Raw genomic sequence first — 13,370 nt, 5'->3', positions numbered from 1 at the left:
CCATCGGCCAGAAGTGCCTCGCTTGACCACTTAGTTCGTTGCTGGTGAAAACTGCCACGTGACACCATGCGTGAGTGACTGACGACGGGGATGCCATATCGCGGCCGGAACGGCTTTCGAAACTGGCGGACTTGGCGGATGCGTCGGCGCCGGCGAGTTCGCACGAGAAGGAGCCGGAGGTGGCTCCGCTCACGCCGCCCGTACCTACGGGGACGGCGCCGGACGCCGGACCGCCCGACATGGAAGAGACGGCGCGGCGAGAGTTTGCGCGTTTGCTGGGGGAGTTTCGGCGTACTGCGGTGCTGGTGCCGTACGACGAACAGGAAAGTCTGTGGACCGCGGATTTCGGCGGTGTCCGGTGGATCTGCGCGTTCTCGGACGAGGAGGCGCTGGCCCGCTTCGCGGTGGCGCGTGGGGACGCGGCGCGTGAGTGGACGTACCAGAGCGTTCTGGGTGCGCGGCTGTTGGATGTGATGGTGCCGATGCTGCCGGGTCCTGGTGGGGTGGCGTTGGATGCGGGCAGTGCGGACGGGGTGTTGTTTCCGCCGGTCAGGGGCATAGTGCCGGATGCGGTGGCGGTGGATCTCGGGGGGATGCGGTGAGTGGGGAGAAGCCGCATCTGGCGGCGCCGACGTGGGCGTTGGTGGAGATCGCGAACGGTATCGATCTGGCGCATACCGAGCTGAAGGAGCTCGGGATGATCGGGGAGGCGTCGACGGGTCGGGGGTTTTCCGATCTGGCCTTGTCGGGTCTTGAGTTGGGTCACGGTGGTCTGACGTCGGAGTTCGAGACCTTCTGCAACCGGTGGGAGTGGGGCGTACGTGCTCTGACTCTTCGCGGAAACGGTTTTGCGCAGGGGGTGGGCCTGTCGGCGGGCTCGTTCGCGGAGCAGGAGCAGTACGTCAAGGACTCGTTCAAGATCGGGGTGAACTCGCTGAACGGGAACCCGCATCTGTCCGAGGACGAGGTCAAGCAGATGCGCTGGGACACGATCCGTGACCAGCACATGTGGGACGACGCCGACTGGAGCAGGGAGTCGTTCACCGAGGCGCACGGCGAGGTGAAGCAGACCTGGAAGAACACCGCGTACGACGTCGAGGACTCGATGCTCGACTCGATGGAGCGCTCGGGTGTGCTGGACCCGAAGCTGCGTGACGGGATGGACGAGGAACTCAAGGACATGCTCGATCCCGATCAGGCGACCATCGATCAGGCCGAGCAGCCGCGGTGGGGGGAGAACCGCTGATGGTGGACTGGGGCGGTCTGGTCGACAAGGGCATCGACAAGATCGGTGACGGCATCGACAAGGGCAAGGAGCTCGTCGGTGAAGGCGTCGACTATGTGACGGACAAGGCCGGCGAGGGCCTGCGGCACTACGGATACGACAGCCTCGCGGAGGAGGTCGAGGACTGGGGTGACGAGACGGCGTCCTCCCTCGGCGCGGAAGTCGGCGAGCAGCAGCTCGGGCAGACCGAGGAAGCGAACGAGCTCGTCCACGGCAAGCCGGACAAGGTCGCCGCGACGGTGAAGAACCTGCGGGACTTCCAGAAGGCGTTCGACCTGGTCGGCGGCGGGATGAAGAAGCTCGACGCCGATCACTGGAAGGGCGAGGCGGCCGACACCTTCCGGGAGAAGTTCCAGACCCTGCCGACCGACTGGCTGCACGCTTCGGACGCGATGGAGAACGCGGCCAAGGCGCTGGAGGCGTACTCGCACGCGATCGTCAGCGCGCAGGGCAAGGCGCGTGAGGCGATAGCGCTGTACAAGGAGGGCGACAACGACTCCAAGACAGCGGTCGACACGTACAACAAGAAGGTCGACGCGTACAACGCGGCCCGCACCGGGGACAGTCCGCTGCCCCATCCCGGCGAGTTCACCGACCCCGGCAAGGCCAAACGCGCCCGCGCCCGGCAGATCCTGAGCGATGCCCGCAGGGCACGCAACGAGGCCGGCGAGACCGCGAAAGCCGCCGTACGCGCCGCGCTGGCACACGCGCCCCAGGAGCCGACGGGCCGCGAACGGGCCAAGCTGGAACTGATGGACTACGGCCTGGGCCAGGGCATCGAACTCGCCCACTTCGGCGGCGGCATCATCAAGGGCACGGCCGGCCTGGTCAACTTCGTCCGCTCCGTCAACCCCGTCGACCCCTACAACCTGACCCACCCGGCTGACTACTACAAGGGCGTCAACATGACGCTCGCCGGCCTCGTCTCCACCGTCGCCAACCCGGACCGCGCCCTGAAGAACGCCTGGGACGCCGCGAAAGGCGACCCGTCCGAGTTCTTCGGCAGGCTGGTCCCGGAGGCAGTGGGGACGAAGGGCCTCGGCGGCGCGAAGGCCCTCACGCGGGTGGCCGACCTCCCGGGCAACCCCAAGGGCAAGGGCCGGACCGGGCACACAGAGGATCCGCACGGCACATGCCGTGCGGGCGGGGAGAAGTGCGAAGGCGGCGACCCCGTCGACATGGCCACGGGCAGGGTGATCCTGCCGCAGACCGATGTCACCCTGCCGGGCAACCTGCCCCTTGTACTCACTCGCACCTTCGAATCCTCCTACCGTGCGGGCCGCTGGTTCGGGCCGACATGGGCGAGCACGCTTGACCAGCATCTGGAGATCGACAGCGAAGGGGTCGTCCTCCACTGCGCCGACACCAGCCTCCTCGCGTACCCGCACCCGGCTCCCGGCGCGCCCGTACTGCCTACGCATGGCCTCCGCCGTTGGTCTCTGGACCGCGAGGACGACACGTACACGGTCACGGACCCGGACAGTGGCCGCGTCCTCCACTTCACCGTGCACTCCGCCGCCCTGGCTCTCCTCACGCAGATCGACGACCGCAACGGCAACTGGATCACCTTCGAGTACGAAGCTTCCGGCGCCCCGACCTCGATCGTCCACCACGGTGGATACCACCTGAAACTGACGACCGACGGCACCCGTGTGACCGCGCTGCACCTGGGCGAGCAGGAGATCCTCCGATACGGCTACACCGACGGCCATCTGTCCTCCGTAACCAATTCCTCCGGCCGCCCGCTGAGCTTCGGCTACGACGAGCACGGCCGGATGACCTCCTGGACCGATACCAACGACAGTCGCTACGAGTACGTCTACGACGACAGGCACCGCTGTGTCTCCCAATCGGGCACGGACGGGGTCATGGCCTTCCAGTACACCTGGGCCGATGACCTGACGACGATCACGGACGCCCTCGGCCACACCACGCGGTACGAGGTGGACGACCGTCGGCAGATCGTCGCGGAAACCGATCCGACCGGCGCGGTCATCCGCTACGAGCGGGACGGCCGGGGGCGCCTTCTGTCCCGTACGGACCCGCTGGGCTCAGCCACTCTCTTCGCGTACGACGAGGACGGCCGCCCCGTCTCGGTGGTACGCGCGGACGGCCGCACCACTACCGTCGAATACGACGCGCTCGGTCTGCCGGTCCACGTGACGCACCCGGACGGCACGTCGAGCCGCCAGACGTACGACGAGCGCGGCAACCGCACGTCGGTGACGGAGGCGTCGGGGGCCCGTACGGAGTTCACCTACGACGAGGCGGGCCGGCTCGCCTCGGTGACGGATCCGCTGGGCGCCACGACACGGATACGCACCGACCGCACCGGTCTTCCTCTGGAGGTCACCGACCCACTGGGCGCTACCACCCGCTACGAACGAGACTCGTTCGGCCGCACGCTCCGGATCACCGACGCGCTGGGGGCGGTCACACATCTGGAGTGGACGGTGGAGGGCCGGTTGTCCCGCCGTATCGCACCGGACGGCACTACGGAATCGTGGACGTATGACGGCGAGGGCAACTGTCTGACCCACACGGACGCCATGGGCGCCACGACCCTGTTCGAGTACGGCGACTTCGACGTGATGAGGTCTCGTACGGGCCCGGACGGGGTGCGCTACGCGTTCGCCCACGACGCCGCTCTCCGGCTGACTCAGGTCACGAACCCTCAGGGCCTGACCTGGGACTACCGCTACGACCCCGCGGGTCGAGTGACCGCGGAGACGGACTTCGACGACAGGACGCTGACGTACGAGTACGACGGGGCGGGCCGGCTGGCGTCCCGTACGAACGCCCTGGGGCAGAGCGTCCGATTCGAACACAACGAGCTCGGCCAGGTCGTCCGCAAGGACGCGGCGGGCGCGGTGACGACGTACGAGTACGACATCTTCGACGAACTGGCGGTGGCGACCGCTCCCGAAGCGACCCTTACCCGTCTCCGCGACCGCCACGGCCGGCTGGTCTCGGAGACGGTGAACGGGCAGACGGTCTCCTTCGCGTACGACGGGGTGGGCCGCCGCGTGGGGCGGACGACACCGAGCGGTGCGTCGAGCACGTGGTTGTACGACGCGGCGGGCCGCCGGACGGAACTGACCTCCTCGGGCCGCCCGCTCACCTTCACCCATGACGCCGTTGGGCGCGAAACCTCCCGTCTCATCGGCGACTTCGCTGCTCTTAACTCGTCGTTCGACACGATGGGCCGCGTCACCGGTCAGGAGGTGACCGGCAGGTCGGGCCACCGCCTGATGCACCGCGCGTACACCTACCGCGAGGACGGGGTTCTCGTGGGTATCACGGACGAGCTCTCGGGCACCCGCCGCTTCGATCTGGACGCGGCGGGGCGCGTCACGGCCGTCCAGGCGAACAACTGGACGGAGCGGTACGCCTACGACGACGCCGGCAACCAGACGGAAGCTTCCTGGCCGTCCACCCACCCGGCCCACACCTCGACAGGTCCGCGCACCTACCAGGGCACCCACATCACCCGTGCGGGCTCGGTCCGTTACGAACATGACGCCCAAGGCCGGATCGTCCTCCGCCAGAAGACCCGCCTCTCCCGCAAACCGGACACCTGGCGCTACACGTGGGACGCAGAGGACCGTCTCACGTCGGTGACGACTCCGAACGGCACGGTCTGGCGGTACTCATACGACCCCCTGGGCCGCCGAATATCCAAGCAATCCGACCTGGAGCGGGTCGGCTTCACCTGGGACGGCGCGACTCTCTGCGAGCAGACGACCGAGGAGATCACCCTCACCTGGGACCACGCGGGCCTGCGCCCCCTAGCCCAGACCGAACGCCGCACGGACACGAACGACGAGCGCTTCTTCGCCATCGTCACGGACCTGATCGGCACCCCGACGGAACTGGTCGACGAGTCGGGCGACGTGGCTTGGCGCACGCGAGCCACCCTCTGGGGCGCGACGACCTGGAACAAGTCGGCCACGGCGTACACCCCACTCCGCTTCCCGGGCCAGTACTTCGACCCGGAGTCGGGCCTCCACTACAACTACTTCCGCTATTACGACCCGGAATCGGCCCGCTACCTGAGCCAGGACCCTCTGGGTTTGACTCCGGCCCCGAACCCGGCAACGTACGTCCATAACCCTCATACGTGGAGCGACCCGCTGGGATTGGGGCCTTGCCCGCCCAAGGGGGAGCATTCCAACCCGTTCGAGAAGAGATCCGACGCAGAACGAGCGGCCTTTGAAGCTGCTGGCGTCCCTTACGGCGAAGCCCCCCTGGCCCAATGGACCGTAGTCGGCGACGTGACACTTAAGCATGTTCCTGGATATACCTATTCAAGTAATCCCACCCATTGGGGAACCTTCAGACAATACGAGACGGAGCAGGGGTCAAGAGTCATAGTGGAGCACACCCATGACCCGGCGGGCCTACACTTCCACGCAGGGAAACCCAAGATCGACGACACCCGCACCGGCGTCAATTTCGGGTGGGACAACTCAAAGGTGCAACACGGTCCCGGCAGATGGGGCTACCCGGAAAGCATGGTCAGATATGACCCTATAGACAAGCCGGGCGGAGATCATCATTTCTTTCACAAAGGAGGTTGAAGTGGGAAGCGAATATCATCCAGCAGCATCGGACTGGCGCGAGCGTCTTTCATCATGCGGATTCACCATCATGCCTGAGGGGCAGCACTCCCCCCTTCCGGACGCAATGCAGGCGATCCTTACCGTGACGGGAATTGAAGTAGAACCGACGTCCAGAGTCGACAGGTCAAGCCCCGATGCAGACCTGGAATTGAGTCGTCAATGGGAGTGCCAGACCATGAAGGCAAACCTCTACTCCGACAACAGGGAATTCTTCGTCCTACCCCCGGGTTCGGGAGGCGTCAAAATTGGCTGGATCCGCGTTCGAAATTCAGCCGGTCGTGAATTGCTGTCCCGCATCAAGAGAACGACAGGGAAATACGAGCTGCTCACTGTATCAACTGACGGAAAAACGGTATGCGCCGTGACCTCCGAAGAATACGAATATTGGGTTATCGTGCGTTCCCTGTAATGACTTGACATACGAGCCGTCCCGCGAGGAACGGGATGTCCGCCCGCATCATGGCCGGGGTCGTCGCAGTCGCCACGACGCGACCCCGGCATACGCCTCGACCTCGTCGTACGACCGAAACCGGCATCAACGCGAAGGCAACTGCGGCAGGGCGACCAGGGACTTCCTGTAGGCGACTGAGGGGACACACGCGCATGCCACCCGGACTCCACTCCACACTCGAGGCCATGGGCCTGCATACCGACTCCGCACTTCTCAACGACGTCGTCAGAGCACTGGGCGGCAATTGGCCGGAGGTGATTCGGCTGCGACAGGCAGCCGACACGGCAGCGGATGTCTCCGAGAAGACGGCTGAGGAGCTCCGCACCTGTCTCGCGGCCACATTGCCAGACCTCCAGGCGGAGGTCGCGGTGGCCTGGCCCGCGGAGCGGGTCGCGGCGAGCATGACAGTGGCGCAGCTGCTGGCGGCGATCGATGACCTCTGGTACCCCAGCATGGATGATCTGATCGTCGTGCACACGCGGAACGACGGCGCCTCCGCACTGGTTCTCGACCACGAGGAGTGGTTGACTTCCACGCGGCTCCCCGGATGAGCCGCGACCAGAACCGGCGAGCGCCGTCCGCGGCCGTGGGGCAGTGGCCGATCGCCGGCCCCCTTCCTCGTCCCGGGATCCCGCCTTTCGACGAGTTCAGGCTGCGCTCCCTCCATGTGGACTGGCGCGGGCCCACCGTCACCCTGCGGGTGGACGTTTCGGGCTTCCCCGCCGCGCCGCCGCCGGAGTGGGAGGGCGCGGACGTCGACACCGTCCAGTGCCACCTGCAGTTCCTGGCGGTGGAGGACCTGTGTCTGACGCAGTGGGATCCTCCCGTGCCTTCCGCGTCCTTCGATGCCCGACCCCTGGGCGCGGAACGGAGAATGCGGGTGCGGGTGACAGGTCCCGGAGTGGACCTCGGCTTCACCAGCAACGAGTCTGTCCTGGTGGGACATGTGAGCGGCTTCAAGGTCGCAGCCGACGGCACGGACGGAGGCCGTCATCTCTTCGCCCGGAAGCTCGACGGCCTGCGCCATGAAACGATCCCGGAAACCGACGAGAAGACCTTCCATGGGCGACTCTGACTGGACGACCGTGATCAGCGACCCGTCAGGGGCGATCACGGATGCCTACGCGACGCCGCCGCGGCTGGACGAATGCGAGCTGTTCTACGTACAGATCGACGAAAGAGACGCCTCGGTGACCTTGGGTTTCGAGACGTCCGCTCTCCCGTCGTCCCCACCTCACGCCTGGACGAGCCGGACGTACAACGCCGTCGCGTTCTACCTGAAGTTCACGCGCGCGAAAGAGCTCCGGATCAGAGGCTGGGACTCCAGTGCTCGCGATGCGGTGATCACGCTGGCCCGTCGCGATGACGGAAGGGTCAGGGCTTCCGTCGAAGGCGAGCGCTCCCACCTCGATTTCGTGGCATCCGCGCCCGTGCTGACCCGAGCTCGTGCGTTCCTCCGCTCCAGCTCATGATCAGGATGACGTTCAGCGTGCGCCCAGAGCAGGGTGAGGCCTGCGACTTCGATCTCGGTGACGTCATGTGCGAGGGAGAGTGCGGGTCCATGGGGTCCGCGGGGCACGTCCCCGACCAGGGGATGATGATCTACCTGTCGGTGCCGCTTCTCCTGGACGCGGTGCGAACTCTCCTCTCCGGGGAGAGGCAGGCCGCGTCGTTCGTGGGCACCGGCTCCTCGTTCCGGCTCGACTTCCGGCGTGACCGCCAGGGGAACGTCGCGGTGTCGGCGAACGGAGCCGTCGTAGGGACGTGCGGTCCCGGCGAGCTGGCGGAGGCCGTGCTGCGGCCGGCGGTGGAGCTGGAGCGGGAGTTCCGCGCTCGGCTTCCGGCCAGGGGCGGCGCAGGCCGTGATCTGGCCTCCTCGCTGGAGAGGTTCCGCGCCACGGGGGTGTGGCAAAGCGTTCGCTGCGGGCCTCGTCCAGTCGACCGGCAGCCCGGGCCTCCCGGTGACGGGAATCAGCGCGCGGACGGCAGGGAGGTCATTCGCCCGGCGCGTACGACAGGAAGCCCGTCCAAGCGGTCGGGGTGAGCGTGAGCTGGGGGCCGTCGGGGCACTTGGAGTCGCGGACGTGGACGGTGGCGGGGGTCGTGGCGACCTCGACGCAGGAGTCGCCTTCGCTGCTGCTGCTGTAGCTGCTCTTGAACCACGCCAGTTCGGAGGCGCCGCCGGCCGAGGTGTTGCGGATCATGTCTCTCCCAGCAGTCGCTCGATGAGGGCGGTCGCCTCACGGGGCGTGAGGGCCTGGGCCCGGATGATGCCGTACCGCAGCTCAAGGATACGGAGCTGCTTCGGCTCGGTCACGGGGCGGCCGTTGGCCACGGCCGGCGAGCGGCCGACCACCGATCCGTCTCCGAACTTCAGCACCTCGATGCCGCCTGCCAGCCCGGCGTGCTCCTGCCGGTCCATCGGCATGATCTGAAGCTCCACGCTCCGTAACTGCGCTACGACCAGCAGGTGTTCGAGTTGGGCGCGCAGCAACGCGCGGCCTCCCAGTGGGCGTCGGAGTGTCCACTCCTCCAGGACGAAGCCCAGCTCGGGTGCCGGGTCCCGTTCGAACACGGACTTGCGCGCCATGCGTCCGGCCACCATCCGCTCCACCTCGTCCTGCGTGTACGCCGGCCTCCGCATCAGGAGCAGCCCACGCGCGTATTCGGGTGTCTGCAACAGGCCATGGATGTTGAGCGGGTCGTAGAGCTGGAGCTCGACCTCTCCCGCCTCCAGCTTCGCCAGGTCGCGGACCTTCTTCGGGTAACGGACCTTGCGCACGTCGTCCTTCATCGCCGCGATCATGCCGTCCGCCCTCAGCACCTCGTCCGCCTTGTCGAGGAACTCCGGGCGCGGGATGCGCTTTCCGCCCTCCAGCTTGTAGATCATGTCCTCGCCGTAGCCCACCGCGACTCCGAAGTCGCCGGCCCGCATCCGCGCCGCCTCCCGCCACAGCTTCAACTGCCGCCCCACGGTGGCGACGACGGCCACACCCCAGTCGTCGTCCGGGTCCACCTCCCAGCCCGGCTCGTCCGCCTCGCCCTTGAGCCGCCCCACCCCGTCATCCACCGACATGCCGCACCCTTCCTCTCGTCCTGGCTGCCGCAACGGCCCTACCCGCCGCAGACGCACCGTCAGCCCGGACAGCAGTGGACAAGCTCCGGACAGTCAGCCCGGAGCCTACGGGGCGTTCTCGCTGCACCAGGCCCGTGAGCTGCGGAAACGACGCACCTACCGGAGCCCGAGCGCGCGGGCTCCGGTAGGTCCGGCCGCCTTCCCAAGCAACGACGAGAGAGAAAGAACCCCACCAAGCCCCACCCCTCCCGCCCAGGGTGGGACGATCACCCACTCGGGTGAAATACCCCAACTCGGCTGGCTTCGGCACGGTTTGCCTGATCTACGCTCAGCGCGACAGATCATCCGATCGCAGAAATGCGTCGGCCCCCGCCGGGACCGCGAATCCCGATGCGAGGGCCTACCAACGAGGAAGCAAAACCCTTCCTGATGGATACCCAGCACACTAGCGTGCGCCCGCACGCGCAGTCCCGTAACGGCGGGAAGAACCACCCTCAGCGGCGAACCTTCGGCGGCGTCATCCACGACAACGTCCGCCACACCACCCGCTTCACGGTGATCGGCAACCACCTCGCACAGCACGCCGAGTTGTCGCTGCTCGCCATCGGCCTTGCCGTCCACATCCAGAGCCTGCCGGGCGGCGCCGCCATCGACATCCGGTCCCTCGCCGCCCGTTTCCCGGAAGGCAAGGCCCGTATCGCGACCGCCCTGCGCGAACTCGAAGCCCACGGCTATCTACGCCGTACGTGCGAACGCACCAGCAGCGGCCGCATCGTCACCCGCACGGTCTCCTGCAACCAGCCGGGCCGCGCACGCGGAGAGGGCGGGGGCGAAGGCGGGCCGAAGCCGCCACCGCAGCGACCCGCCCGCCGAGCGGACAAGCCCCCGCGCCGCGCCCTCCCCGCCGTACCGCAGCCCGCCTACCCCGCCCCCGATCTCCTCCGCACCGCCCTCGACGTGCTCGCCGGCCTCCACCGTGCGGATCCGCGCCTCCTGCTCTCCGCCACGGACGCCGAGCACCTCGCGCCAGGGGTGGTCGCCTGGCTTGAACGTCAGATGCCACCGGCTGCCGTCCGGCATGCCCTGACCTCCGGCCTGCCCCCGGAGCCCCTGCACCGCCCGGCCGCGCTGCTCGCCCACCGCCTCGCCGCGCAACTCCCAGCCCTGCCGCCGTTCCGCGGCTCGGAGGCATCCCCGAGGATCAGCCAGCCACTCCACAACTGCGATCACTGCGACCGCGCCTTCCGAGGCCCGGAACCCGGCAACTGCGGCGCCTGCCGCGCCCGACGCGAGTGAGCGTCAGTGCACCCAGTCCTTCAGCGGCTCTGTGTCCAGTTCCATACCCACCGGATCGGGCAGGGTGACGGTCTTTCCGAACGGCACTGCCGTGACAAGGCCGTACCGTTCTCCGTCCGGCTGCGAGTGGACCTTGACCTCGCCGGTGGTTCGGTCGATGAGGAGGTAGATGGGGATGCCGGTCTCCGCGTACGCGCGTGGCTTGTCGACGCGGTCGCGGCGGTCGGTGTCCGAGTCGTGCGAGGTCACCTCGACGGCCATCAGAACCCCGTCCGCGCCGGCCCATTCCCCCTGGCCCACAAACGTGTCGCTGGGTGCGAGACAACCGTCCGGCCGGGCGTTTCCCTTGCGGTAGGCCTCGACCCGCAGCCCCTGGTCCACATGCAGCCACCAGTCGCTGTTCGCCTGGATGCACAGGCGGGTCAGCCACTGGCTGATGCGCCCGTGGCCGCCGTCAGGCAAGGCCTTCTCCCCGATCTTTCCGTCGATGAACTCCAGTCGCAGCGCGTCGCTCAGCCGGTCACCCACACGCGCGAGCTCCTCGAAAAGCTCCTGCGTCATGGCACGAGGTCGGTGCTCGACTGCGCTCACGGCAGACTCCTCCCGGATCGGTGGTGTCTCCCACGGTACGGGCTTCGCGGCCGCCTCGGCCGCGTTCGTCACAGTCGCCATGGCGGCAATCTGGCATATGCCAAGGGCCCGAGATCCGTGGATCCCGGGCCCTTCACTCGTTCGAGCGCCAGTGACTACCGCGCCGCGTCCGGGTGGACCGCGTCCGTGATCGGGCGGTCGGAGGACGGGGTCTCCACGACCTTCGACTCCACCGGCTTGCGGAGCTGGATGTTCAGCTCGCGCAGGCGGGCCTCGTCCAGTTCCGTCGGGGCGCCCATCAGGAGGTCCTGGGCGTTGCCGTTGAGCGGGAAGGCGATCGTCTCGCGGATGTTCGGCTCGTCGGCCAGGAGCATCACGATGCGGTCCACGCCCGGGGCGATGCCGCCGTGCGGCGGGGCGCCGTACTCGAAGGCGCGGAGCATGCCCGCGAACTCGTGCTCGACCGTCTCGCGCGAGTAGCCCGCGATCTCGAAGGCCTTGAACATGATCTCGGGCTCGTGGTTCCGGATCGCGCCCGAGGACAGCTCGATGCCGTTGCAGACGATGTCGTACTGCCAGCCGAGGACGTCCAGCGGGTCCTGGGTCTCCAGGGCCTCGAGGCCGCCCTGCGGCATCGAGAACGGGTTGTGCGAGAAGTCGATCTTGCCGGTCTCCTCGTCCCGCTCGTACATCGGGAAGTCGACGATCCAGGCGAACCGGAAGACGTTCTCCTCGAACTGGCCGGCGCGCTTGGCGGCCTCGACCCGGACCGGGCCCATGATCTTGGAGACCTCGTCGAACTCGCCCGCGCCGAAGAAGATCGCGTGGCCGGGCTCCAGACCGAGGCGCTCGGCGAGGACCTTGACGTTCTCCTCGGTGAGGAACTTGGCGATCGGGCCGGTCAGGGCGTTGCCCTCGCCCACGCGGACCCAGGCCAGGCCCTTCGCGCCCAGGGAGACCGCGAAGTCGCCGAGCTGGTCGAAGAACTTGCGCGGCTGGTCACCGGTGTTCGGCACGGCGAGCGCGCGGACGTGCTTGCCGGCGAAGGCCTTGAACTCGGAGTTCTCGAAGACGTCGGAGATGTCGACCAGTTCGAGAGAGGTCCGCAGGTCCGGCTTGTCGTTGCCGTACTTGAGCATCGACTCGCGGAACGGGATCCGCGGGAACGGAGAGGTGACGTGGCGTCCGCCGCCGAACTCCTCGAAGAGCTCGGTCATGAGCTTCTCGATCGGCTGGAAGACGTCCTCCTGCTCGACGAAGCTCATCTCGACGTCGAGCTGGTAGAACTCGCCCGGCGAGCGGTCGGCACGGGCGTCCTCGTCGCGGAAGCACGGCGCGATCTGGAAGTAGCGGTCGAAGCCGGAGATCATCAGCAGCTGCTTGAACTGCTGCGGCGCCTGCGGCAGCGCGTAGAACTTGCCCGGGTTCAGACGGGACGGGACGACGAAGTCGCGGGCACCCTCGGGGGAGGTCGCGGCGAGGATCGGGGTCGCCATCTCGTTGAAGCCGAGGGCCACCATCTTGGAGCGGATGGAGGCGATGACGGCGGAGCGCAGCATGATGTTGCGGTGCATCCGCTCGCGGCGCAGGTCGAGGAAGCGGTACTCCAGGCGCCGCTCCTCGTTCACGCCGTCGTCGGCGTTGATGGTGAACGGGATCTGCTTCGCCGCGCCCAGGACCTCGACCTCGGCGGCCTCGATCTCGATCTCGCCGGTGGCGAGCTCGCCGTTGACGTTCTCCGCGCCACGCGAGACGACCTTGCCGTCGACACGGACGACGGTCTCCTTCGTCAGCTTGTCGAGGACCTCGGCCGCGGCGGTGCCGGGCCGGGCGACGAGCTGCGTGATGCCGTAGTGGTCGCGCAGATCGATGAAGAGGATGCCGCCCAGGTCGCGCCGATTGTGCAGCCAGCCGCTCAGCCGGACGTCGGTGCCGACGTCAGAGGCGCGGAGCTCGCCGCAGGTGTGGGACCTGTACCGATGCATCGTCGTTCATCCAGTCTTCTGGGATCGGTGGGATGCCTGGACATATCCAGGCCCGTCAAGGGTA

Annotated in this window: 12 protein-coding genes; 8 read left to right on the top strand and 4 right to left on the bottom strand. The window is 67.6% G+C overall.

Features of this window, described 5'->3' with window-relative positions; genetic code table 11:
• The first annotated feature begins 74 nt into the window (after positions 1-74).
• From ACZ561_RS22200 to ACZ561_RS22170, 7 genes are all read left to right on the top strand, one after another.
• A complete protein-coding gene (locus ACZ561_RS22200) occupies positions 75-602 on the top strand; it encodes an SseB family protein (RefSeq protein ID WP_470997699.1) in 528 nt (175 codons plus the stop codon).
• The gene (locus tag ACZ561_RS22195; protein WP_470997696.1) at positions 599-1,246 is read left to right on the top strand and encodes a hypothetical protein; all 648 of its coding nucleotides are present in this window, start codon (positions 599-601) and stop codon (positions 1,244-1,246) included. The genes ACZ561_RS22200 and ACZ561_RS22195 overlap by 4 nt, the downstream gene beginning before the upstream one ends.
• Positions 1,246-5,865 carry a putative T7SS-secreted protein gene (locus ACZ561_RS22190; RefSeq protein ID WP_470997693.1) on the top strand — a complete coding sequence of 1,540 codons (4,620 nt, stop codon included), beginning with the start codon at positions 1,246-1,248 and terminating at the stop codon, positions 5,863-5,865. Before ACZ561_RS22195 ends, ACZ561_RS22190 begins: the two co-directional genes overlap by 1 nt.
• Position 5,866: 1 nt before the next feature.
• Positions 5,867-6,316 (top strand): hypothetical protein, encoded by a 450-nt coding sequence (locus ACZ561_RS22185; RefSeq protein WP_470997690.1) that lies wholly within the window; start codon positions 5,867-5,869, stop codon positions 6,314-6,316.
• A 227-nt stretch (positions 6,317-6,543) separates the two neighbouring features.
• Positions 6,544-6,909 (top strand): hypothetical protein, encoded by a 366-nt coding sequence (locus ACZ561_RS22180; protein ID WP_470997687.1) that lies wholly within the window; start codon positions 6,544-6,546, stop codon positions 6,907-6,909.
• A complete protein-coding gene (locus tag ACZ561_RS22175; protein ID WP_470997684.1) occupies positions 6,906-7,433 on the top strand; it encodes an Imm50 family immunity protein in 528 nt (175 codons plus the stop codon). Before ACZ561_RS22180 ends, ACZ561_RS22175 begins: the two co-directional genes overlap by 4 nt.
• Positions 7,420-7,830, top strand: a complete 411-nt coding sequence (locus tag ACZ561_RS22170; protein WP_470997681.1) for an Imm50 family immunity protein — start codon at positions 7,420-7,422, stop codon at positions 7,828-7,830. The genes ACZ561_RS22175 and ACZ561_RS22170 overlap by 14 nt, the downstream gene beginning before the upstream one ends.
• 522 nt (positions 7,831-8,352) lie before the next feature.
• On the opposite strand, the gene ACZ561_RS22165 is transcribed toward ACZ561_RS22170, so the two are convergent.
• Both ACZ561_RS22165 and ACZ561_RS22160 read right to left on the bottom strand, forming a co-directional pair.
• The gene (locus ACZ561_RS22165; protein ID WP_470997679.1) at positions 8,353-8,562 is read right to left on the bottom strand and encodes a DUF397 domain-containing protein; all 210 of its coding nucleotides are present in this window, start codon (positions 8,560-8,562) and stop codon (positions 8,353-8,355) included.
• A complete protein-coding gene (locus ACZ561_RS22160; protein WP_470997676.1) occupies positions 8,559-9,434 on the bottom strand; it encodes a helix-turn-helix domain-containing protein in 876 nt (291 codons plus the stop codon). The genes ACZ561_RS22165 and ACZ561_RS22160 overlap by 4 nt, the downstream gene beginning before the upstream one ends.
• A 429-nt stretch (positions 9,435-9,863) precedes the next feature.
• Here ACZ561_RS22160 and ACZ561_RS22155 point away from each other — a divergent pair, with 429 nt between their 5' ends.
• Positions 9,864-10,730: a helix-turn-helix domain-containing protein gene (locus tag ACZ561_RS22155; protein WP_470997674.1), complete on the top strand. Its 867-nt coding sequence runs from the start codon at positions 9,864-9,866 to the stop codon at positions 10,728-10,730.
• A 3-nt stretch (positions 10,731-10,733) separates the two neighbouring features.
• On the opposite strand, the gene ACZ561_RS22150 is transcribed toward ACZ561_RS22155, so the two are convergent.
• Positions 10,734-11,291 carry a Uma2 family endonuclease gene (locus ACZ561_RS22150; RefSeq protein ID WP_470998562.1) on the bottom strand — a complete coding sequence of 186 codons (558 nt, stop codon included), beginning with the start codon at positions 11,289-11,291 and terminating at the stop codon, positions 10,734-10,736.
• Positions 11,292-11,476: 185 nt separating this feature from the next.
• The gene (gene aspS / locus ACZ561_RS22145) at positions 11,477-13,306 is read right to left on the bottom strand and encodes an aspartate--tRNA ligase (protein WP_470997672.1); all 1,830 of its coding nucleotides are present in this window, start codon (positions 13,304-13,306) and stop codon (positions 11,477-11,479) included.
• Between the last annotated feature and the right edge of the window lie 64 nt (positions 13,307-13,370).

The sequence above is a fragment of the Streptomyces sp. NPDC039609 genome, from assembly GCF_055596705.1.
This window is presented reverse-complemented; position numbering and strand designations above follow the sequence as displayed.

Coding starts and splice junctions, on each gene's coding strand:
- ACZ561_RS22175 (WP_470997684.1), top strand. CDS start 6,906: ATGAGCCGCGACCAGAACCGGCGAGCGCCGTCCGCGGCCGTGGGGCAG.
- ACZ561_RS22190 (WP_470997693.1), top strand. CDS start 1,246: ATGGTGGACTGGGGCGGTCTGGTCGACAAGGGCATCGACAAGATCGGT.
- ACZ561_RS22155 (WP_470997674.1), top strand. CDS start 9,864: ATGGATACCCAGCACACTAGCGTGCGCCCGCACGCGCAGTCCCGTAAC.
- ACZ561_RS22170 (WP_470997681.1), top strand. CDS start 7,420: ATGGGCGACTCTGACTGGACGACCGTGATCAGCGACCCGTCAGGGGCG.
- ACZ561_RS22150 (WP_470998562.1), bottom strand. CDS start 11,291: ATGACGCAGGAGCTTTTCGAGGAGCTCGCGCGTGTGGGTGACCGGCTG.
- aspS (WP_470997672.1), bottom strand. CDS start 13,306: ATGCATCGGTACAGGTCCCACACCTGCGGCGAGCTCCGCGCCTCTGAC.
- ACZ561_RS22165 (WP_470997679.1), bottom strand. CDS start 8,562: ATGATCCGCAACACCTCGGCCGGCGGCGCCTCCGAACTGGCGTGGTTC.
- ACZ561_RS22160 (WP_470997676.1), bottom strand. CDS start 9,434: ATGTCGGTGGATGACGGGGTGGGGCGGCTCAAGGGCGAGGCGGACGAG.
- ACZ561_RS22180 (WP_470997687.1), top strand. CDS start 6,544: ATGGGCCTGCATACCGACTCCGCACTTCTCAACGACGTCGTCAGAGCA.